At 47.3% G+C, this 22111-nt stretch carries 19 protein-coding genes; 17 read left to right on the top strand and 2 right to left on the bottom strand.

Going from position 1 to position 22111, the window contains the following annotated elements; genetic code table 11:
- Positions 1 to 68: 68 nt before the first annotated feature.
- Both AC07NA_RS09100 and AC07NA_RS09095 read right to left on the bottom strand, forming a co-directional pair.
- Positions 69 to 1175, bottom strand: a complete 1107-nt coding sequence (locus AC07NA_RS09100) for an MraY family glycosyltransferase (protein ID WP_494897289.1) — start codon at positions 1173 to 1175, stop codon at positions 69 to 71.
- A gap of 36 nt (positions 1176 to 1211) precedes the next feature.
- On the bottom strand, positions 1212 to 1955 hold the full coding sequence (locus AC07NA_RS09095; RefSeq protein ID WP_494897288.1) for a glycosyltransferase family 2 protein: 744 nt from the start codon (positions 1953 to 1955) through the stop codon (positions 1212 to 1214).
- Between the two features lie 217 nt (positions 1956 to 2172).
- Here AC07NA_RS09095 and AC07NA_RS09090 point away from each other — a divergent pair, with 217 nt between their 5' ends.
- The 17 genes from AC07NA_RS09090 (at position 2173) to AC07NA_RS09010 (ending at position 22099) form a co-directional block, all read left to right on the top strand.
- Positions 2173 to 4593, top strand: coding sequence for a GumC family protein (locus AC07NA_RS09090; protein ID WP_494897287.1), 2421 nt, complete (start codon positions 2173 to 2175; stop codon positions 4591 to 4593).
- A gap of 12 nt (positions 4594 to 4605) precedes the next feature.
- Positions 4606 to 5112 carry a UpxY family transcription antiterminator gene (locus AC07NA_RS09085; protein WP_494897286.1) on the top strand — a complete coding sequence of 169 codons (507 nt, stop codon included), beginning with the start codon at positions 4606 to 4608 and terminating at the stop codon, positions 5110 to 5112.
- A 139-nt stretch (positions 5113 to 5251) separates the two neighbouring features.
- A complete protein-coding gene (asnB, locus tag AC07NA_RS09080) occupies positions 5252 to 7033 on the top strand; it encodes an asparagine synthase (glutamine-hydrolyzing) (RefSeq protein ID WP_494897285.1) in 1782 nt (593 codons plus the stop codon).
- Positions 7026 to 8162: a glycosyltransferase family 4 protein gene (locus AC07NA_RS09075; protein WP_494897284.1), complete on the top strand. Its 1137-nt coding sequence runs from the start codon at positions 7026 to 7028 to the stop codon at positions 8160 to 8162. The genes asnB and AC07NA_RS09075 overlap by 8 nt, the downstream gene beginning before the upstream one ends.
- A complete protein-coding gene (locus tag AC07NA_RS09070; protein WP_494897283.1) occupies positions 8155 to 9009 on the top strand; it encodes an ABC transporter permease in 855 nt (284 codons plus the stop codon). The genes AC07NA_RS09075 and AC07NA_RS09070 overlap by 8 nt, the downstream gene beginning before the upstream one ends.
- Positions 9009 to 10259, top strand: coding sequence for an ABC transporter ATP-binding protein (locus AC07NA_RS09065; protein ID WP_494897282.1), 1251 nt, complete (start codon positions 9009 to 9011; stop codon positions 10257 to 10259). Before AC07NA_RS09070 ends, AC07NA_RS09065 begins: the two co-directional genes overlap by 1 nt.
- Positions 10252 to 11238 (top strand): class I SAM-dependent DNA methyltransferase, encoded by a 987-nt coding sequence (locus AC07NA_RS09060; RefSeq protein WP_494897281.1) that lies wholly within the window; start codon positions 10252 to 10254, stop codon positions 11236 to 11238. Before AC07NA_RS09065 ends, AC07NA_RS09060 begins: the two co-directional genes overlap by 8 nt.
- Entirely contained in the window at positions 11217 to 12569 is a 1353-nt protein-coding gene (locus AC07NA_RS09055; protein WP_494897280.1) for a glycosyltransferase family 4 protein, read from the top strand. The genes AC07NA_RS09060 and AC07NA_RS09055 overlap by 22 nt, the downstream gene beginning before the upstream one ends.
- The gene (locus AC07NA_RS09050) at positions 12566 to 13504 is read left to right on the top strand and encodes a glycosyltransferase family 2 protein (RefSeq protein ID WP_494897279.1); all 939 of its coding nucleotides are present in this window, start codon (positions 12566 to 12568) and stop codon (positions 13502 to 13504) included. The genes AC07NA_RS09055 and AC07NA_RS09050 overlap by 4 nt, the downstream gene beginning before the upstream one ends.
- Positions 13494 to 14480 carry a glycosyltransferase family 2 protein gene (locus tag AC07NA_RS09045; RefSeq protein ID WP_494897278.1) on the top strand — a complete coding sequence of 329 codons (987 nt, stop codon included), beginning with the start codon at positions 13494 to 13496 and terminating at the stop codon, positions 14478 to 14480. The genes AC07NA_RS09050 and AC07NA_RS09045 overlap by 11 nt, the downstream gene beginning before the upstream one ends.
- Positions 14477 to 15172, top strand: coding sequence for a hypothetical protein (locus tag AC07NA_RS09040; protein ID WP_494897277.1), 696 nt, complete (start codon positions 14477 to 14479; stop codon positions 15170 to 15172). Before AC07NA_RS09045 ends, AC07NA_RS09040 begins: the two co-directional genes overlap by 4 nt.
- A 6-nt stretch (positions 15173 to 15178) precedes the next feature.
- Positions 15179 to 16153, top strand: coding sequence for a hypothetical protein (locus tag AC07NA_RS09035; protein ID WP_494897276.1), 975 nt, complete (start codon positions 15179 to 15181; stop codon positions 16151 to 16153).
- Positions 16146 to 17375, top strand: a complete 1230-nt coding sequence (locus AC07NA_RS09030) for a glycosyltransferase (protein ID WP_494897275.1) — start codon at positions 16146 to 16148, stop codon at positions 17373 to 17375. The genes AC07NA_RS09035 and AC07NA_RS09030 overlap by 8 nt, the downstream gene beginning before the upstream one ends.
- On the top strand, positions 17365 to 18654 hold the full coding sequence (locus tag AC07NA_RS09025; protein ID WP_494897274.1) for a glycosyltransferase: 1290 nt from the start codon (positions 17365 to 17367) through the stop codon (positions 18652 to 18654). The genes AC07NA_RS09030 and AC07NA_RS09025 overlap by 11 nt, the downstream gene beginning before the upstream one ends.
- The gene (locus tag AC07NA_RS09020; RefSeq protein ID WP_494897273.1) at positions 18641 to 19531 is read left to right on the top strand and encodes an FkbM family methyltransferase; all 891 of its coding nucleotides are present in this window, start codon (positions 18641 to 18643) and stop codon (positions 19529 to 19531) included. Before AC07NA_RS09025 ends, AC07NA_RS09020 begins: the two co-directional genes overlap by 14 nt.
- On the top strand, positions 19531 to 20703 hold the full coding sequence (locus tag AC07NA_RS09015) for a glycosyltransferase family 4 protein (protein ID WP_494897272.1): 1173 nt from the start codon (positions 19531 to 19533) through the stop codon (positions 20701 to 20703). The genes AC07NA_RS09020 and AC07NA_RS09015 overlap by 1 nt, the downstream gene beginning before the upstream one ends.
- Complete coding sequence (locus AC07NA_RS09010; protein ID WP_494897271.1) at positions 20696 to 22099, top strand: exosortase Y-associated Wzy-like protein; 1404 nt, start codon at positions 20696 to 20698, stop codon at positions 22097 to 22099. Before AC07NA_RS09015 ends, AC07NA_RS09010 begins: the two co-directional genes overlap by 8 nt.
- Positions 22100 to 22111: the final 12 nt, after the last annotated feature.

Raw genomic sequence — 22111 nt, 5'->3', positions numbered from 1 at the left:
CAAAGAAAATATATGCTGCAAAGCTATAAAATTATAGGAAGCTAATATTCAGCCTTAAGCCATATTGCTTACACAAACAGGTTGCGCAGGGCAATATGCGCTCGCTCTTTCGAGCGGATGCAGAAGGTAATGATCCAGTTGAAGGCCAGCATTACCCCGGCCATAGCCAGCAGCAGTGCCGAGTTACCAAATTCGCTAAAGGTGAGCACCACTACAATAGCAGTCAGATTTACAAAGGTGAGTATAACCGTAGTTTGCAGGTGATTAAAACCGAGGCGCAGCATACGGTGGTGCAAGTGGTTCCTATCTGCCGTAAACGGCGATAAACCCTTTATTATCCGCAGAAAGAATACCCTTAGCGTATCGAAAATTGGCCCTATCAGTATGGCTACCCCCAGGGCAGGCGCGGCATTTACCTGCGGCATATTGGCCGCCTCAATAGCCTTATTTACCTCGATAAATTTAACGGCCATTACTGCCGAGATCAACCCGATGAGCATGGAGCCGGTATCGCCCATAAAGATGCGGGCCGGGGTAATGTTGAACTTTAAAAAGCCGAACAGTGCCCCCACAATAGCCAGCGACAGGGCGGCCAGCTCGTAATGCCGGGTATATAAGAACAGGGCGGCAAATAGCAAATTGGCTACTACACCGGTGGTAGCCGCCAGTCCGTCGATACCGTCGACCAAATTAAAGGCGTTGATGAGCATCATAATAGTAATAACCGAAAGCAGCACGCTGGGAAAATAAGCGAGATCATAAACACCGAAGATACCGTACATACTGGTAAGCCTTATATCGCCGGGGATAACCAAGATACCGCAGGCTACAAACTGCGCCAGGAACTTGGTACCCGAGCCTACACCCGAAAGATCATCCTTAAGCCCCATACCGAACAGGATAATGCAGGCGGTAAGCAAATAGTTTAAGGGCAGCAGTTTACCGGTAGCGCAAAATAGTAGGCAGGTAATGGTAAAGCTTAAGAATATGGCTACGCCGCCAAGCCGGGGTATACCATGATCGTGCTGTTTACGGAAGTGGCCCAAGTCATCATACAAATGCCGTTTACCGGCTACGTGTATAATGGAGGGCATGGCAAGGAAAGTAATAAAGGCCGAGAAACCCACTATAAACACATAGTATAACGGCTGATACATTTGTAGATAGTGATCCATTATTCAACACCGAATAATTGTTAAACCTAAACAACTTCACAGGTATTGATGAATTTTACGGAGGGGTTTTAAGAGCACGGTAAGCCACGGAAACCTGATGCCATTTTCGCGCATTGCCCGCATATCATTCATCAATGCTTTGATACGACTAAAATAGCTGTTATTGCTTGCGCCTCCCGCGTTCATTATAACCATTATTAGTGGTGTTCGTTCAGTTTTGTGCATGTTGCCGTGCATAAACCGGAGCATCAATTCATAGTCGGCAGCGGTGCCATAATCGAGCCTGTAATTACCCAGTTTTTCGAACAGTTTTCGCCTGCAATAAAAGGTAGGATGAGGGGGCATCCAACCCCAGTTCATGATGCCTTTTTGGTATGGCGCCGAGCGCCATTTACGTATCACCTTGCCCTGCTTATTTACCACATTCAAGTCGCCGTAAAGGATATCTAAATCACTATTAAAATACTCATTAACAGTTGATAATATATTATCTGCAGCAAATACGTCATCGGCATTCAGCATGCCTATCACCTCGCCGGCTGCCATGGCTATACCCTTGTTCATGGCATCATAAATACCCTTATCCGGCTCGCTGATGAGGGTATAAAAATGCCCCTCAAACTGCCTGATAATTTCTACCGTTTTATCGGTTGATGAACCGTCAATAATGATGTATTGGAGGTTGCCATAACGCTGGTTTATTACCGACTTAATGCAGGCGCTTATGGTACTTTCGGCGTTATAACAAACCGTTATGAGGGTGATCTTGATACCGTCCAATTTTGGCCTCCTTTTTTATGATCTCAAATTATTTATTTTTGATAACACCGCCTAATTTATACATCAACCGGGCGGTTACCAAACCTAAATTATATATGCGTCATAACCTAATTTACTGCTTTACAAAAACAAGGGCGAGGGTATTAAATTGGGAAAAAAGAAGATTGGCCGGGAAGATAAATGACTTTGAAAAACATACTTACAACAGCTAAAGGGAATGCAGGAAAACGTTAACATACAGCCTAAATTGCCCAACCAGGATATCGACTATTTTAAGATAGGCCGCATACTGCTCAGCCGCTGGTATTGGATAGCCGCCGCTGTTGTGCTGTTTACCGCTGCTTCATATATATACCTGTGGTATACTCCTAAAACCTACGCCACAACAGGCACTATTAAGCTGGAAGAAAAGAAATCTGAAATATCAGACCTGGTTAGCGTGATCAATAATGCCGACCGCGGGCCATCAAAAATACAGAGCGAAACCTTTGTGATACAGAGCCGCAACCTGCTGCTGAATGCCATAAGGGATATTGATTACCGCATCAGCTTTTTTATAGCAGGCCGGGTACGCACCAGCGAACTTTACCCGCAAAAACCACTCAACGTACAACTGCTTAAGTTTGACAGCACAGCTTATTACCACGACGATATTAATTATAAACCGGTAGACAGGCGCTCGTTCACCCTTAACTATATTATTAACGGTAAAGAAGTGAACAAAACCTACGCCTACAACAGCCCCGTTACTATTGGCAACACCACCTTCAGCATTGCCATGGCCGCCGAGATTGACCACGCGGCTTATCGCTTTAAGTTTAACACGCCCGAAGATCTGCTGGGCCGGGTAAAGGGCGGTTTGCGCATCAGCGAGGTGATCAAAAACTCCAACATTATATCGCTGCAACAAACCGACTCTAACCCGCAATTCGCGGCCGATATACTGAACGCCATCATGAACGAGTACCTCAATTATGATCGCAACCAGAAAACACAGTCGGCCACGCAAATGATCCACTTTATTGATACGCAGCTGATAGACCTCTCAAAAGGTGTACAAGGATCGGAAAATAAGATAGAACGGTACAAACAGAACGCGCGCATACTGGATGTAGGTTCGGCGGCAGACCAGGCGCTGGAGAAAGCCCGCGAGGTAGAATCGCAGCGCTCCTTATTAAAGATAGAACTGATCGCTATAGATCAGCTTAAAAAACAGATCAGCAGCGAAAAGGAGAACGTGAGCCTCAATTTCAATTTAGAGGGCAGTGTCGACCCATTGTTGAACGGGTTGATCACCAGCTTCAATACCCTTTTGATTGAAAAAGGCGCCTTGCTGAAAACCTATAACGAGGCATCGCAACCGGTGCAGGATGTAAACAAACAGCTGCAAATGGTTAAAAAGGCGGCGTTGGATAATGTGTACGCTTCAAGCATTCGCATACAAAAGAACCTCGATTATTTGAGCGCACAGCTATCGCAGGTTAACCGCCAGATATCAGAACTGCCCGCTGCCGAACGCGACCTGGTAAGTATGAAACGTGATTTTGAGATCAACGAAAAGGTGTATTCTTTCCTGTCGGAAAAAAAGCTGGAAGCGCAGATCAGCCGGTCGGCTATTTTACCGGGGGCTACCATTATTGAACCCGCGCAAACATCGGCCACGCCTATATCGCCCAACAGCCGCGAAATTCACCGTACCGCGATTATATTAGGGCTATTGGTAGGCATTGGGCTTATCGTAGTGATCAGGGTGCTTAACCCCTATATTTATGATAAAGAAACCGTAGAGAGCCTAACCACCATCCCAATCATCGGTGTTATACGCAAGTTCCCTGCCGAAATTGACGATTTTAATACCCAGATACTGGCGTTAAGCAAGCCCCGCTCCATCTTTGCCGAATCGGTACGGTCGGTACGTACCAATTTGAGTTTTCTGGCATCAGAAAAAGCCAGTAAGGTGATCTGCATTACCTCCGAGGTAGCGGGCGAAGGCAAATCTTTCGTGGCCGTTAACTTAGCCTGTACGCTGGCGCTGATCAACAAGCGGGTAATCCTCATAGCCGCCGACCTGCGCCGCTCAAAACTGCATAAAACATTTAAAGCCGCTAACAGCAAAGGCCTAAGCAATTACCTTGCAAACCAGTGCGAAGTCGCCGAAATTATTACCCCATCGGGCTATACCAATGTTGATTTTATCACATCGGGCCCGGTGCCCCCTAACCCATCTGAACTGCTGCACAGCGATAGGATGACTGCCCTGATAGAAAGCCTGCGCAACAGCTACGATATTATTATGATTGATACCGCGCCTATCGGTTTGGTATCCGACGCTATTCCGCTGGTGCGGGTGAGCGATGTAAATGTATTCGTGATCCGTTCGGGCAAGTCAAAATTTTACGCGGCAACGGTGCCGCAGCGCATAGCGCAGGAGTACAGCATCAATAACACGGTGATCGTACTGAATGCCTTTGCCGAGGATATGTTGCACTCACGCTATTACACCACCAAGTTTACTGGCGGCAATTACGGCAACAGGTATTACTACTACTCGGACTATAGCGGGTACGAGGGCTCAAACTATTATGCCGAGGGGCAACAAAGCGGTAAGTGGAGTATTAAAAATTGGTTCAGGCGATAAATAACACAACCTATGGCAACTACAGCAACAGCAAAATGGTACCCGGTATACACCCACGCGAAGGCCGAAAAAAAGGCTTGCGAAGCATTGCAAAGCAAGGGCGTTGAGGTTTATCTGCCCCTGCAAAAACAGCTGAAACAATGGAGCGACCGTAAAAAATGGACGGAAGAACCGCTGATTAAATCATATCTGTTTGTGCGCATCCCCCCGCATGAGCAGGCCAATGTGTTAATGACGAAAGGGGTAGCGCGCTTCATTTACTTTTCGGGCAAGGTAGCCGCCATGCCCGACAGGCAGCTGGAAGACCTGAAACTGTTAATGGCCAGCGCGTACGAGTTGGAGATAACCGAAAGGCACCTGCAACCCGGTGAAAAAATATGTATAAAGGCCGGTCCGCTGAAAGGCATAACCGGCGAGATTATTCAATACCGTTCGCAAAAGCAACTGGCTTTACGGCTGGATGGGATTGGCTGCTCCATTATTGTCAACGTAGCGGCATCATTAATTGCAAGGTATTAGAACAACATAAAGGGGCATCATTTCGATGTCAAAACATATAACTATCAGCAAAAAACACAACAAATCAACTTGCTGATAAATAATAAGTTACAAACTAAAACTGTGACTTACGGGGCGAAGCCATGAATATATCACAAGTATGTGCCGCATAGCAGGAATAGCATCAAAAAGTATTGAACCGCGACAATTGGTGAGCATTGTACAAAAAATGTGCGATGTACAACGCCATGGCGGGCCCGATGATGAAGGCATATTTATCGACGAGCAGATAGGGTTGGCGCTGGGTCATCGCCGTTTATCTATCATCGACCTGAGCAGCAGCGGCCACCAGCCCATGACCGACGGAAATCAGCAAGCCTGGATAAGTTTCAATGGTGAAATCTACAATTACCCCGAACTAAAACAGGAACTCACCCAGCAAGGCAGCCGCTTTAACACCCATACCGATACCGAGGTGATATTACAAGCCTACCTGCAATGGGGCACCTCGGCTTTCGGCAGGTTGCGGGGCATGTTCGCTTTTGCTTTGTTTGATGTGGCCTTGGGTACCACTTACTTGGTTCGAGATTGCTCGGGTATAAAACCTTTGTATTATCACCTTATAGGCGGGCAGTTAAGCTTTGCGTCAGAGGTAAAGGCTTTAAGCAGGTCGGGCATCGCCACGGAGTTTGATAGTGAATGGCCCATTCGCTTTTTAGCTTACGGGCATCTCCCCGAACCGTATACTACCCTTAAAAACGTGTACAGTTTGCCCAAAGGGCATTACTTGCAATGGCAGCATAATACAGCGGTATCTGTAATCCGTTCTTTTGCCGATGAACCGCCTTTGCGCGATTATATTACCGATGCCCGTGAGGCACAGCACGAATTATACAAGGCGATTAACCATGCCATCAACAGCCAGATGATAGCTGATGCACCGCTCGGGGTATTTTTAAGCGGCGGCACCGACTCCAGCATTGTAGCCCTCATGAGCGGTAAACAAAAGGACGATCAGCTGAAAACCATCTCCATTTATTTTGAGGATAAAGACCATAACGAACATACCTATCAGCAGGCAGTCGCCGATAAACTGATTGGTAAAAACTATGCCCATTTGGTAAAACAGCAGGATTTTAACCAGCACCTGCTGCACATTATAGCCAGTATGGATATGCCCACTACCGATGGCATTAACAGCTGGTTTATCAGCAAATACGCGCATGAGGATGGGTTAAAAGCCGTACTATCGGGTATCGGCGCCGATGAGCTTTTCGGCGGGTATCCGTCTTTTAACCGCATAAAATATATTCGCCACCTAAAGCAATTAAGTCCGACGATGTTTGGCCTGGGCAAATCGCTTCTGGCCGATAAATATAAAAAACTGGCTTACCTCGCTTATGATCACCCGGTGGCTGATTACCTGTTTTTGAGAGGCCTGTTCACCACTGCCGACATTGCCGAGATACTGGATATTGAACCGAGGATAATTGAAGATGTGCTGTTTACCTCACGGCAGGGTTATCCCACAGGTTACGATGAACAGCATGCCTCCTGGCTGGAAACCAACCTGTACATGCAAAACCAGTTGCTGCGCGATACCGATGTAATGAGCATGAGCCACGGGCTGGAGGTAAGGGTACCTTTTCTGCATGAGGACCTGCAACGAGTGGTAGCCAATATTGCGCCGGCTATCAGGTTTAACAAACATCAGCCTAAAAAAATACTGACCGATACTTTTAAAGACCTGCTGCCGCCCGAAATTTTGAACCGCCCGAAAATGGGGTTCAGCTTTCCGCTGCAACAATGGCTGGCCGAGCACGAGGCAATGAACGCCGAACAGTTTAAAGGTAAAAAGGCGCAAAAACTGGTTAAAGAATTTAAGAAAGGCCAGGTGCACTGGTCAAAGGCTTTCGCACTTTATCAAATTCAAAATGTCTAAAAAAGTAATGCTGCTTACCCTGCAAACGTTTAGCTCAACGGGCGGCATACAAAAAATGACGCGTGTACTTGGGCACACACTTAACATTATCGCGCAGCAAAATCAATGGAAGTTCACCATGTTTTCGGCTTACGATGCCGATACCGACCTGCAAACACAATACGTACCACTTTGCAATTTCAAAGGCTTCAATAAAAACAAGGCCGGTTTTGTAAAACGATCCATAGCCGAAGGCATACGCGCCGATGTGGTGATATTGAGTCATGTAAACCTGGCCTTTGTAGGCCTGGCAATTAAGCTGGTTAACCCCAAATGCGATATATGGCTCATAGCGCACGGTATTGAAATATGGCGTACACTATCGCCCGTTAAAAAAACGCTGCTCACTGCCTGCAATAAGGTGCTGTGCGTAAGCAGGTTTACTAAAGAACAATTGATCACCCTGCATAAGGTTGATGAGCATAAATGTATAGTGCTTAACAACATTGTTGACCCATTGATGCCGCTGCCCGCCACGTTTGAAAAGCCGCAGCACCTGCTCGATCAATATAAGCTGAATGCCGATAGCCGTATATTATTCACACTTACCCGGCTGGCCTCTACCGAGCAATATAAAGGCTACGACAGCGTAATACGCAGCATTGCCGAACTAAAGAACGACATCCCCGGGATAAAATACATATTGGCAGGCAAATACGATGTGTACGAGAAGAAACGTATTGACCAGCTGATAAAAGATACCGGTACCAAACAGCAAATAATTTTAACCGGCTTTATTGATGACGCTACCGTACCCGCCCATTTTTTACTGGCCGATAGCTTCGTGCTGCCCAGTACCAAAGAGGGTTTCGGGATAGTATTGGTGGAAGCTATGGCCTGCGGTTTACCGGTAATATGCGGCAATGCCGATGGCGCGGTAGATGCCGTTCGTGATGGCGAACTTGGGGTGGCTATTGATCCGCACGACCAGGAACAGTTGACGCGGACCATTGCAAGCCACCTCGCGCACCCTTCAACCACTGCCGAAAGACAATTACTGCAACAGCATTGCCTGTATTATTTTAGCCAGGAAGGCTACATCAGCCGCCTCGAAAAACTGCTTACCGAAGACGATAACAACAATGGCTAAGGATTGGGATATTGAAATAACGCCCCGCAACAACCTGTTTCAGCTACGCCTGGCAGATGTTTGGCATTACCGCGACCTGCTGTTCTTACTCGTTCGGCGCGACTTTGTATCCTTTTACAAGCAAACCATACTGGGGCCGGTTTGGTTCTTTATTCAGCCGGTAATTACCATTGCTATTTATACGCTCATATTCGGCAACCTGGCGGGTATACTAACTGATGGTATACCAAAGCCGCTTTTTTATCTCGCGGGCATCATCATCTGGAGTTACTTTGCCGAATGCCTTACCAAAACATCCACCGTGTTTAAAGATAACGCGGCTATGCTGGGCAAGGTGTACTTTCCGCGCATCATTATGCCGTTGAGCATCGTGCTATCCAACCTTGTAAAATTCGGGGTGCAGTTGCTGCTGTTCGTTATCCTTTATGTTTTTTACTGGTTAAAGGCAGACAGCGGTTTCGCCCCAAACGCGGCGGCTTTGCTGTTCCCGTTAATTATATTACTGATAGCCGCGCAAGGCTTAGGGTTAGGTATGCTGATATCGGCCATTACCACTAAATACCGCGACCTGGCCTTTGTAGTAGCCTTCGGGGTGCCGCTGATGATGTATGTTACCACGGTGGTTTACCCTTTGAGCGAGGTGCAAAGCAGGTTTCCGCATTATTACCTTTTTATTCAGCTTAACCCCATTACCGCGCTTATTGAAACCTTCCGTTACGGCTTTTTCGGCAGCGGGAGTTTCAGCTGGGTATGGCTGGGTTACAGCGGCATTACCACCCTGTTGATATTACTGGCAGGCACGGTGGTATTTAACAAAGTAGAAAAAAACTTCATCGATACCGTTTAATGGCCATCGCTATAAAAGTAGACAATCTTTCAAAAGCCTACCAATTGGGCAGCTTTGGTACGGGTACTATCTCGCGCGATGTGGAGCGTTACTGGGCCAAACTGCGCGGCAAGGAAGACCCTTTCCTGAAGATAGGCGAAGCCAATAACCGCGCGGTGGCAGGCAGCAGCGATGTGGTTTGGAGCTTAAAGGATATTGATTTTGAGGTACAGCAAGGCGATGCCGTTGGCATTATAGGCCGTAACGGCGCGGGCAAAAGTACGCTGCTTAAAATATTGAGCCGGGTAACCTCTCCCACTACAGGTTCGGTAAAAATAAAAGGACGCATGGCCAGTCTGCTCGAAGTAGGCACCGGCTTTCACCCCGAACTAAGCGGCCGCGAAAACATTTACCTCAACGGCGCCATTCTGGGTATGCGCAAAAAGGAGATTGCCCGCAAATTTGACGAGATAGTGGATTTTGCCGGGGTGGAACGTTATATTGATACACCTGTAAAACGCTATTCATCGGGCATGTACGTACGGCTGGCCTTCGCTGTAGCGGCACATCTCGAAGCCGAGATACTGGTAGTTGACGAAGTACTGGCCGTTGGCGATGCCGAGTTCCAGAAAAAATGCCTCGGCAAAATGGGCGATGTAAGCAAGGGCGAAGGCAAAACCATTTTGTTTGTGAGCCATAACCTGGGTGCCATCCGCAGCCTGTGTAATAATGGCTTGGTACTCAACAACGGCAGCCTGGTGAACATTGCAGCCATTGAGCCTGCCATACAATGCTACAACAAACTGCTAAGCAGTAACGATAACATTGCCCGCGTATTTAGCGGCAATATAAAAGATAAACTATCCTTTCACCGGGTAATGATCAATGATTCGGCTGATAGCGAAATAACCATAAAACCAACTGACCCAATAAAGATCAAGGTTTCCGGGGAAGCCCGGGAACCTTTTACAAGGGCTGTATTTGTGATGGCCGTTTATTGCGCCGGGGTACGTTTGTTTACTTTGAGAGAATACAATAGCGGTCGCCAGTTACAGCAAGGCGCTTTTACCGTTGAATTTAATATTGCCCCCACCGTATTGCGCCCCGGCGATTACACCATTGCTTTAGGGGCATGGGGCAATACCGATGATGAATGGGTTTGGGGAACCGAAGCGGCCATTTTCAACATTGCCGAAATATGGACGAACACGATAAGGCAAAGTGATGCCGGGATTATCAACGCAGAATTTATACGCCTACCTAATGACTAACGCCTACCAATCGCTTGCGCCGCTGATACAAAAGAAGGGGATAATAACTGATCCGGAAGAGTTTCACGCGATAGTTAACGTGGTGTTTCACGACCAGGAGGCGCAGTATTATGATAGCCTGCATACCGAAATGTGGCAAAGCCTGCCGCGACAATACGCCCTGCTGGCCGATGACCTGAAAGCCTATTTTACATCGCGTAAAAACCTCACTTTGCTCGATATTGGCTGCGGCACCGGTTTGGCTACCGAGTTATTACTGAACACCATAGCAGGGCAAAGCATCACCAACGTTCACCTGCTTGATACTTCGGCAGTTATGCTGGGCAAGGCGCGCTACCGGGCAAAGGCATGGCACAAAAATATAGATGTTACTTTTGGCGATATTAAAGCTGTGACCGGAACTTACGATATTATCCTGGTGTCGTCGGTAATGCACCACATTCCCGATCTGAAAGCTTTTTTGGCCAGCATCAGCGAATTACAAAAACCGGGCGGACTACTCATTACCATGCACGATCCCGCGCTGGAAGCCCTGCAAAGCCATACTTACAAAAACCGTTATAAAGCATACCGGCAACATGTAGAATCGGGTGCCGAAAAAGCCGGGCGCTCGTTCATCAGCCGGGTGATCAATAAAATAAAACAGGCATTTGAACCGCAACATTACATCAATACCATTAACCAGATCCTGCTGAAAAAGAACATCATCAGCGAACCGCTTAGCGAAACGGAATTATGGAGCATTACCGATATCCATGTGGAAGGTTTGCCTTATGCCGCCAACGAGGGCATCTCAAAAGAGATGCTGTTAAAGGCATTGCCCGGTTACAATTTACACCGTTACCGCACTTACGCCTTTTTTGGTACGCTAAGCAGCAACTTAACGGGAGCCTATAAAAAAGAAGAAGAACTTTTAAGCCTGTCGGCCGATCAGTACGGCAGAAATTTCAGTAGTATATGGGTGAAGAAACAGGATTGAAAGGGCTAAAAATATTGTTCATCCTGCCCGAATATTATCCGCATTCGGGCGGTGGTATCGCTACCTATTATCAGCATTATCTTGCGGCGCTTCAGCCTTATTGCGCAGAGATAAAAGTGTTAGTGGGCAGCGGCCACGTGCAATCGCAAGATCAGTTTGAGCATGATGGTATATCGGTGGAGTACCTTAATCCCACCATTTACGCGCAATACGTGGCGCAGTTCAGCAGGTTTGATCTGCTGCCCGATTACCGTAACAATTTGGCCGCTGCATGGGCAATGTGGCAGCAGGCTAACTACGGCGAGGGTTTCGATATGATTGAATGCACCGATTTCGGACTGAGCTTTGTACCATGGGTAATTAATCATACCAAACCGGTAATAACAAGACTGCACGGCAGCAGCGCGCAAATAGCCCTGCACGAAAATGCCGATGCAAGAGGGCTGCTTTCGCATTTGTACAGCCAAACAGAATTATCCTTGTTGCCCCTTTGCGATAGCCTGATCACCCATAGCCCGGCAAATCAGTGTTTTTGGCAGCAACTATTACCGCAATCGCTTATTAACTATGCACTGCCTGTTTACCACCGCACGCAGCATGATGAGGTACCTTACCGGCAAAGGGATAACAAAGGCCTGGTTACCGCCCGCATACAAAAATGGAAAGGGCCGCAAGTATTGTGCGCCGCCATACCGCTGTTAAAAACTCCGGTTGAGATACAATGGATCGGCCGCGATATGCCTTACGACAACCACACATCCACCGCGGAATACCTAACTGATCAATTCCCGCAGGTGTGGGGAAAAGCGATAACGCCTGTTGAACCTAAGCCAAATACCGAAATACAATACATACAGCAAAGGGCAAAGTTTGGTATAATCCCCTCCGTTTGGGATATGTTTAATTTTACCTGCATTGAGTTTATGGCTGCAGGCACCCCGGTTATATGTGCCGATGGCGCGGGTGCCTCCGTATTAATTGAGCATGGTAAAAACGGCTTAACATACGCGGCCAATGATGCGCAGGCACTGGCCGATTGTATCGATGCGTTGACCAACCTTAAAGAGAACGACTACCGGCAAATGGCGCAGGCAGCTATGGATACGATAGATACCGAACTATCTCCCGATAAATTGATCCCCGTATACCTGCAATATTATGCCGGGGCGATAGATAATTTTAAGCCTTCGGCAGCCAATGTTTATTTGACCGAGAATTACTCGCCTTCGGGCGCGGTATCCTTACAGGCCGATGTGCTGGATAAACTGCCCTTGCGTTCACTTACACGCTATTTGTACCGGCGGGTAACCGCCAAAATTTCATCGAGGTGAATACTTTAGCGCTTTGTATACCGGCTTACAACGCCGCCAAATATTTGCCCGGCTTATTGCAATCGGCAAAAAAACAACTTATTCCGTTTGATGAAATTTGGGTATATGATGATTGCAGTACCGATGATACCGCTATGGTAGCCGCAAGGTATGATGCCAAAGTAGTACGCGGTGATATCAACCGGGGATGCTCCTTCGGAAAAAACGCGCTGGCCCAGCATACCACTTGCAGCTGGGTACATTTCCACGATGCCGACGACGATTTGCTACCCAACTTCACCACATTAGTGCATCATTGGATATTGAGATCGGCAGGGCAATACGATGTATTGCTATTGAATTTCAACTACGTAGATCATAAAACGGGCAAGTTATTAGGTACAGCCAATCATGATGTGGATGCCCTGCAACTTGATCCGCTACGGTACGCCATAAGCCATAAAATAGTGAACTTCGGGGTGTATAATCTTGATCGCTTTATTGCTGCCGGGGGCTTTGATTTGGATGCAGAGGTATTATACAATGAAGACAATGCCTTTCACCTGCGCTTAGCCAAAGCGGGGTTCAGTTTTGATTACCTGCCCGAAGTTACCTGCGTTAATTACCGGTACAGCGAAAGTATGTCTTCATCAAACCGCCTCAAATGCGCTATGGCTAATTACCACGTTCTGGCAAAAACAGCGGCGACCCATGGCCATCAATACCCGCTCGAACTTGCACGACAGCTTTGGTATTGCATTGCCAACCTGGCTTCGTGCCAGGCATGGGCTTACGTGCATAAAGCACTTCAACTGTGCAGGCAATTAGGTTATGCCGCATGTCCGCACGGTAGCCTTACCTTCAAAGCGCTTACCCGCTTACACCCATACACTGCCGTATGGGGGCGCGAAAAAATGATCCGTTTGTTTAAACCGCAGTTAAGAAATGACTGGTGAATTAGTTTCGATCATCATCCCGGTTTATAATGCCGAAAAGCACCTGAAGGCCTGCATAGAAAGCGCCCTCGCACAAACCTGGCCTCATATTGAACTGATCATTATCGACGATGGCTCCACTGACGATTCTTTAACCATTGCCCGTTCTTTTGAAAGCCCGATTGTGAAAATATACAGCACCGCTAATAAAGGCGCAAGCGCGGCACGAAACCTCGGCATACAACATGCCAATGGCAGTTACATCCAGTTTTTAGATGCCGACGATCTGCTTAGCCCCGACAAACTGGAACAGCAGGTTAAAGCCTTACAGCAAAACCCCGATAAGGTAGCCGTATGCAACACCATTTATTTTAATAATGGCGATGATCATTTGAATAGCCTTATCCCAACTTATGAAGAAGCCTTTTTGCCGAGTGACGATAACCCCGCTCATTTTTTGATCAACCTTTGGGGAGGCTACAGCACCAATGGCAGCATGGTACAACCCAATGCATGGCTGGTACCTAAAGCCATTATTGATAGCGCCGGTGCGTGGAATGAGGCCTTAACCGTTGACGATGACGGTGAGTATTTTTGCAGGGTGCTGCTGCAATCGGCAGGTATAATAAAAACCGGGGGATTGAATTATTACCGTAAGTACCCGGGTATGGGCGCTAATCTTTCGGCGGCTAAACAGCAGAAACATTTTGCATCGCAATTACAAGCCTCCAAACTCAAATATCAGTGGATACACAAGCACGATGATTCGGCGCATTTAAAAACGGCTTATCTGCGCAGCCTGCACCAGTTAAAATTCAGGCTATACCCTAACTATTCGCTATTGCTGCTACAAATAGATGAGGCCATCGCTGCCGTACCGTACAATATCACCTATCACTATACTTTCGCTACGCCTGCGGGTAATGCCATTAGTAAGCTACTGGGCTGGCGGTTCACCAAAATATTGCAAAACCTGGTACATCAACTCAAAGCATGATCGCGCTGGTTACATCTACCCTGTCGCCCAACGGGGCGTACACACATTTTACCCCGCAGCAAAGGCTGGAGCAAACTTTGGTTACCATCAGCAAGCTACAGGATACTGGCTTTCAGGAGATCCATCTATTTGATAATTCAATAGATGACAGCGCCTACCAGATCAAAACGCATTTTCCGGAAGTGCATATCAGCCATCAGCAACAATATACATTTGCCAACAAAGGGCTTAACGAGGCGCTTTTGATATTGAACAACTTGCATCAGTTACCTGCCGGTGTTCCCATTTTTAAGATTAGCGGACGATATTACCCTGTGGCGGGTTTCGATAAAAATACCTGGTTCGGCAATACCGGAAAGGACATTATTGGCTTCGGTACCGATTTTGATAAAGCGGTGGCCAACTTTAGTACAAGGGCATATTTTATAAAAGACAAAGCCTTGCTTGAAGATATGCTGGTACTTGCTATTGAAGATATGCTGGCCTATTCAAAGGGCGTGTACGGTTTGCGCAGTTTCTTAAACATGCTGCAATCTTTATTTAAACCGCACTTGGGCAGCCATTATCAGCTCTCGCTGGAACAAGCTTTCGCACGTATCATCAGGCAGAAATATAATTATCATCTTGTAAATCGCCTCTACATTGAAGGCTATGTGGCCGGTGCCCGGCATCTTGATCTGATAACCGAATAACATCGATTGAAACCACTGAATATTTTTTACGCCGAACCCGATGCCGACCGCTGGTTTAAGTACGACCGCTACCCGAGGCGTTTGATACGCCGGATAGTTCGCGGTCCGCAACGGCCGGGCGGGGTAATGATGGTGGCCATTAACCTGATGAAGGGGCTCGACAGGCTCAACATTCCCTATCGCTTTAATGATTACCGCTACATCAACAAACACCCCGAAGAACTGGCCTGCATCATCGGCAAGCCGCAGGTGCTGTTTAACCGCGAATGGAAAAACCCGGTATTGTTTGGCGCGGGTGTTTTTTCGCACCCTATTGATCACGCGCGACTATTTGAGCAATACCCTAACCTCGTGAAAATACTGGTAGCCGGCGAGTGGATGCGCGATATGTTTGAACCATATTACGGTGATAAGGTGCAGGCCTGGCCGGTAGGTATCGATACCCTTCACTGGGCACCGCAGGTCATAGAAAGAACGCACGACTTTTTAATTTACGATAAAACCCGCTGGATAAACGAGAACATGCCGCAGCCTTTCATCGAACCGCTTTTGCAAACGCTTGATAAGCGCGGACTAAGCTACCGTGTTATCCGTTACGGCAGCTATAATTCTGATGAATTGAAGCAGAAACTACATACATCAAAGGCTGCTATATTTTTATGTGAGCACGAAACACAGGGCCTCGCCTATCAGCAAATGCTGGCTACCAATACGCCTGTGTTGGCCTGGGACAAGGGCGGCTACTGGCTCGATCCGGAATATTATCCGCATAGGGTACAATATAGTCCCGTTAGTTCTACCTCCTATTGGGATGCACGCTGCGGACTGAAGTTTTCGGGGCATGATGACTTTGAAGCTACGCTGGATACTTTTATGCAAAACCTGCACAACTACACCCCGCGCGACTATATTTTAGATAACCTCACGCTCGAAAAATGCGCGCTGAAATACGTGGACATTGTAAAATCAATCAGTGAATAGCGGCGGCAAACAGGTGGTTATTATTTCGCAATCGCATTTATGCCGAAACCCGAGGGTATACAAGGAAGCGACCGCGCTGGCAACTGCCGGTTATAAGGTGAGCATTATTACTACTTTTCACGCCGATGACCTGCTGCAACAGGATGCAGAACTGCTAAAGGACACCGATATTCAATACCTCTACGCCGCTGACCTACGCCATAAAAGCTATCGTAAAATGCGCTTACGCCTACTGCGCCGTATCAGCGTAAACCTGGTAAAATGGTTCGGCTGGCAATTGCCTTCGGCCCTGGGTTATGCAGTGCAGGGGTATTTCAGCCTGATCAATAAACTCCCGGCCGACATCTATATCGCCCATCAGGAACTGCCTTTGTATATAGGCTGCCAATTATTGAGGAAGGGAAAAAGGGTGGCATTTGATATAGAAGACTGGTATTCGGAGGATCTGCTGCCATCCGCTCAAAAACAGCGGCCGATAGCGCTTTTAAAACAACTGGAACGCTTTGCCCTTAAAAACGGCACTACCGTTTATACCACATCGCAGGCTATGGCAAAAGCTTTAGCCGCGGCATATCAAACAACCCGCCCGGCTGTTATTTATAATACATTTAATGGTAAGGCAGCTAACCCGATACGATATAAAGACAGGGTTGATCTTAGTCGACCCTCACTATTTTGGTTTTCGCAAACGCTTGGGCCGGGCCGTGGTATCGAGATCTTGCTGGAAGCCCTTACCCTTGTTCAACAACCTGTGGAACTGCACTTGCGGGGCAATTGTTCGGAAGCTTATAAAACCCTGTTATTTACCTTGATGGAACGATGCGCACAGCACCAGCTTTACCTACACGGCCTGGTGGGTGCCGATGAACTAAACGAGCGCATACAGGAACACGATATCGGCCTCGCCTTAGAACCCAATGACCCGCCTAATAAAAACCTGACGGCCAGCAATAAGCTGTTTCAATATTTAGTGAACGGATTGCCCGCGATAATTTCGCCAACGATGGGTCAGCTGGAGGTAGCAAGGTTAGCCGCCGCGAGCGTTTTTATTGCCACCGGTTTCAGTGCCGATGTATTGGCACATACCATTAACGGCATACTGGCATCGCCACAAATACTTGAACAAGCCCGCGAAGCATTACCATGCGTAATAAAATTTATTAACTGGAATGCCGAACAGCACAAATTAGTACAACTGATAGCACAGGCCATTGAAAAATAAGGTACTCATTATTTCGCCATACTTTGCGCCTACCAACGCGGCCGATATGCATAGGGTGCGTACCAGTTTGCCGTATTTTGAGCAATTGGGCTGGGAGGCCGAGGTAGTAACAGTTGATGTACGATACGCCGATATGGTGAAGGATGACCTTCTGCTGCGATCAGTTCCCGGCGATATAAAGATCCATACCGTAAAGGCTTTACCTAAAAAGTGGACCTCAAAATTAGGCTTAGGCAGTTTGGCCTTGCGGTCGCTGTGGTATTACTATAAATACGTTAACCGGCTTTTAAAACAGGGCAATTACGATCTTATTTACTTTTCAACTACCCAGTTCCCGGTATGTGTGCTGGGGGCTTACTGGAAAAAGCGCTTCAATATCCCCTACGTAATAGATATACAGGATCCCTGGCATTCCGATTACTACCGCGATAAACCCAAAGATCAGCGGCCGCCCAAATACTGGTTTTCGTACCGGCTCAATAAATACCTTGAACCTATAGCCATGAACCATGCCGACGGGTTAATCAGCGTATCTGAACTTTACATTACCGATCTGCAACAACGGTATCCGCGGTTAAAAACCAAGCCATCGGCCACTATCACCTTCGGTGCTTACCTGCCCGATATAGAGATAGCTAAAAGATTAGCAAAGCAAGGGCAGCAGCGTTTCGATAAACAGCATATCAATATCGTGTATGTTGGTCGCGGTGGGGATGATATGGCACCGGCGCTATCGGTACTGTTTGAGAGTTTACAACAGAGTATAATTGCGGATGCCGCTTTATTTGGGCGATTAAAATTTCATTTCATCGGTACCAGCTACGCCCCTGCGGGCGAAGGCAGACCAACCATACTGCCCATCGCGAAGCAGTATAATGTGAGCGAATATGTAACCGAGCAAACCGACCGGGTGAGCTATTACGAAGCCCTTGCCATGTTGCAACAGGCCGACGCGTTGTTCATCCCCGGTTCGGATGATCCTAAGTATACCGCCTCAAAGCTGTACCCTTACCTGCTATCGGGCAAGCCGCTGCTTAGCCTGTTCAATTCAAAAAGTTCGGCGGTAACCATATTAAACGAGTTTGGTCTGCGTGATAATTACAGCTATGATAACACGCCCGATATCGGCAAAAAAATAACCTGCTTTTTAAAACGGGTGATTGGTGCTGAGCATTTTAACACCCAATACAACGAGGCCCCCCTACATAAGTACAGCGCTCTAAACACCACCGCTCAACAGTGTAAATTATTTAATGAAGTGATCCATGCAAAAAATTAAACGACTGCTTCATTTTATATTTAATCATCCGCTGGGTAAAAAGCACCCGCTAAAAAGCCTGCGACGGTTTTTACTGTGGCAGGCACAAAGCAGCGCGCAGCCCGATCGTTTCTTTATCAAACGCTTTATCGGTCCGGTTAAGTTTTTGGCGCGTAAGCAGCTTACCGGCATTACGGGTAATATTTATACCGGCCTGCACGAGTTTGATGATATGGCCTTCCTGCTGCATTTTTTACGCCCCGGCGATGGCTTTTTTGATATTGGCGCCAATGTGGGCTCATATACCCTGCTGGCATCGGGCGTTTGCAGAGCGAAAAGTATAGCCATTGAACCCGTGAAAGCCACGTTCGATATTCTTGGTTTAAATATAGCCCTCAACCTGCTGCACGAAAATGTACAATTGATCAACGCCGCCGTAGGCGCACAGCAAGGCACAGTAAGTTTTTCGGCAGACGAGGACACCACCAACCACGTTATCGCCCAAAATGAAAGTAAGGCGGATATCGAAGTAATTCAACTCGTAACCGTTGACAGCCTACTTGACGAACTACAGCCTACCCTCATAAAAATTGATGTGGAGGGCTACGAAACCGAAGTATTAAGGGGCATGCAGCAAACGCTGGCTAACCCGCACCTTAAAGCCATTATTATTGAGCTGAACGGCTGCGGCGCACGCTACGGATTTGATGAAAGTGCTATACACAGGCAACTGCTTGATAACGGCTTTGCACCCTACACGTATGATGCTTTTACCCGCGAATTGCAGGCTGTTAACAGCTATGGCGATCATAACACTATTTACTGCCGGGAGATCCCGGTAATTAAAGAAAGGTTGTACACCGCACCGGCTTTTAAAATTATGGGAGAACATATTTAATGCGCCGTTTAGCCATCGTTACCACACACCCCATACAATATTACGCGCCCATTTTCGGCCTGCTTGCCGAAAGGGGGAAGATCGATATCAAGGTCTTTTATACCTGGGGCAAAGAGGCCATGCAAAAGCACGACCCGGGTTTTGGCAGGCAGGTGGACTGGGATATACCACTACTGGATAGTTACCACTTTGAGTGGGTAAATAATACCGCGAAAGATGCCGGGTCGCACCATTTCAGGGGGATTGTTAACCCGGATCTTATCGGGCAGATCAATGCTTATGAACCCGATGCCCTATTGGTGATCGGCTGGTGTTACCATAGTCATTTGACAGTGATGCGGCACTTTAAAGGCAAAATACCTGTGTATTTCCGTGGCGACTCCACCCTGCTGGATGCCGTGCCCGGATTGAAAACACTTTTACGTACCGCCTTTTTACGCTGGGTATATCACCTTACCGATCATGTTTTTTATACCGGTACCAACAATAAAAACTACCTGCTCAAGCACGGCCTTAAAGCCGATCAGCTAAGCTTTACCCCGCATGCGGTTGATAACGCTTTTTTTGCGGCCTGCCATTGTAATGAGGCTAAGGCCTTGCGGCAATTATTAAACATAGCCGATGATACCACTCTCGTTTTATTTGCCGGGAAGTTTGAGGATAAGAAAGACCCTTTGTTATTACTGGATACTTTTTTAAAGATCAACCTGCCGGATACGGCCCTGCTTTTCACTGGCAATGGCGTATTGGAAGATAGCCTGAAAGCGAAAGCACAGGGGCACGCGAATGTGCATTTCCTCGATTTTAAAAATCAATCGGTTATGCCGGTCATCTACCAGGCCTGCGACCTGTTCTGCCTGCCATCAAAAGGCCCTGCCGAAACTTGGGGACTTGCCGTTAACGAGGCCATGGCGGCCGGCAAAGCGGTTTTAGTTTCTGATAAGGTAGGCTGCGCTGCTGACCTTGTAAAACCGGGCTATAACGGCACGGTGTTCCGGGCGGCATCGTTGGATGATGTGCAAGAGCAGCTAAATGCACTGTTAAAAAAAGGCAAACCTGCTTTAAAACAAATGGGGCAAGCATCAAAAGCGATCATCAAACACTGGAATTTTGAACAAACAGCCAAAGCCATCGAGCATCAGCTTTTAAACCAACCAACCCCGGATGCGTAACGTATCGTTCGAAAAATATGTTGTTCTTTACCTGCCCTGGTTTATCGCGTGGCTGCTGAAAGATAATCCGCAAACTTCGTATTTTATTGCCTGGCTGGGTTCGTTCTTTATTTTTTACGTTAGCCTGAGCGGCAAGATCAAACCCCTGCCTGCCGACATGCCGCTTACCACTCAACTAATGCGCCCTATATTTTTAGCGCAGGTGATTTTCGCGGGTTATATGTGCTGCTCATCCATATTTTACTATTGCAGCGTGCTGGGTTATGAGGATTTTCATGCCCCTAACGAGTATTACCTCGTGGATAACGCCAAACTGATGTTAACAGCGCAATGTCAGCGCTATTACTGCCTTGGTCATGCCGCTTTCGCCACCGGCCTGTTGGTGTTTATGCAATACCCGGTGCAGCAAAAGTATTATTTCGACCGCTCCGATCCTGCTAATTTCCTGCTACTTACGGCTATCGGCACTTTGCCTGTGGCTTTATTGTTCAATTACATACCGGGTTTATCGCAGTTTTATTACCAGCTTAACTCGCTCAGCTTTATAGCGGGTACACTGGCACTGGCCTTTGCCATTCCGCAGCAAAAGTTATGGAACACACTGATGTGCGCCACGCTTTATGCTTTCAATTTTTACCATGCCTTTGTTTCGGGCTTTAAAGAACCTATTATTATCAGCGTATTGGTGCTGGGCGTGTTTTTGTATCCTACCTATAAACGCATTGTAATTATAACCTTTTTACCGTTGCTGCTTACCCTGTTTATGCTGCTGCCGGCTTACAACCGTGCTTTCAGGCAAATGGCGTGGACAGAAGAAATCAATGTTGACGATGCTTCAAAATCGGCACTTGATGCCACCCTTAACAGCCAAAATGATGATGATGGCAACTGGACGTTCTTCACCTATCGCCTCAGCGAGATAGAGATGTTCACCAAGTATGTTCGATCTACCCCCACAAAAATTGATTTTTATGGCACACAGTTGCTTCGGCAATCGGCACAGGCTATAGTGCCCCGGGTAATGTGGCCAGCCAAACCTGTAACCGAAAACCTGGTGATGCAGCGTGTTTACGATGCCGGGGTGGTTTATAAAGGCTCCAATGTATCGGCCAAACCGGCTTTTATTGCCGATGCTTATTTGTCGGGTGGTGGCATTGCCGTTTTTATAGCCTTGTTTTTATATGGCGCTACAGCACAACTCATCGCCCTTAAAGCCGAAAAACTATTCGGCGGTTACCTGTTAGGCACGGCCTTAATTTTCAGTGGCCTGTTCCAGGTGTTTTGGCGTGGCCAAAGCTTCGAGTTTCTGATCAACAGCGTTTTCTGGAGCTATATCACCATGCTGCTGCTTTTTAAGCTGTTCACAACCATTGGTGTATTAAGGCGCGTAGAATAATTGGATAAGCTA

Source organism: Mucilaginibacter sp. GW821-FHT07G05 (genome assembly GCF_059418565.1).
Note: the sequence above shows the minus strand (reverse complement) of the source record. Positions and strands in the feature narration are given on the sequence as shown.

Excerpts from the sequence above, each read along its gene's own strand:
- AC07NA_RS09100 (WP_494897289.1), bottom strand. The coding sequence starts at position 1,175 with ATGGATCACTATCTACAAATGTATCAGCCGTTATACTATGTGTTTATA.
- AC07NA_RS09090 (WP_494897287.1), top strand. The coding sequence starts at position 2,173 with ATGCAGGAAAACGTTAACATACAGCCTAAATTGCCCAACCAGGATATC.
- AC07NA_RS09085 (WP_494897286.1), top strand. The coding sequence starts at position 4,606 with ATGGCAACTACAGCAACAGCAAAATGGTACCCGGTATACACCCACGCG.
- asnB (WP_494897285.1), top strand. The coding sequence starts at position 5,252 with ATGTGCCGCATAGCAGGAATAGCATCAAAAAGTATTGAACCGCGACAA.
- AC07NA_RS09075 (WP_494897284.1), top strand. The coding sequence starts at position 7,026 with ATGTCTAAAAAAGTAATGCTGCTTACCCTGCAAACGTTTAGCTCAACG.
- AC07NA_RS09070 (WP_494897283.1), top strand. The coding sequence starts at position 8,155 with ATGGCTAAGGATTGGGATATTGAAATAACGCCCCGCAACAACCTGTTT.
- AC07NA_RS09065 (WP_494897282.1), top strand. The coding sequence starts at position 9,009 with ATGGCCATCGCTATAAAAGTAGACAATCTTTCAAAAGCCTACCAATTG.
- AC07NA_RS09060 (WP_494897281.1), top strand. The coding sequence starts at position 10,252 with ATGACTAACGCCTACCAATCGCTTGCGCCGCTGATACAAAAGAAGGGG.
- AC07NA_RS09055 (WP_494897280.1), top strand. The coding sequence starts at position 11,217 with ATGGGTGAAGAAACAGGATTGAAAGGGCTAAAAATATTGTTCATCCTG.
- AC07NA_RS09045 (WP_494897278.1), top strand. The coding sequence starts at position 13,494 with ATGACTGGTGAATTAGTTTCGATCATCATCCCGGTTTATAATGCCGAA.
- AC07NA_RS09040 (WP_494897277.1), top strand. The coding sequence starts at position 14,477 with ATGATCGCGCTGGTTACATCTACCCTGTCGCCCAACGGGGCGTACACA.
- AC07NA_RS09020 (WP_494897273.1), top strand. The coding sequence starts at position 18,641 with ATGCAAAAAATTAAACGACTGCTTCATTTTATATTTAATCATCCGCTG.
- AC07NA_RS09015 (WP_494897272.1), top strand. The coding sequence starts at position 19,531 with ATGCGCCGTTTAGCCATCGTTACCACACACCCCATACAATATTACGCG.
- AC07NA_RS09010 (WP_494897271.1), top strand. The coding sequence starts at position 20,696 with ATGCGTAACGTATCGTTCGAAAAATATGTTGTTCTTTACCTGCCCTGG.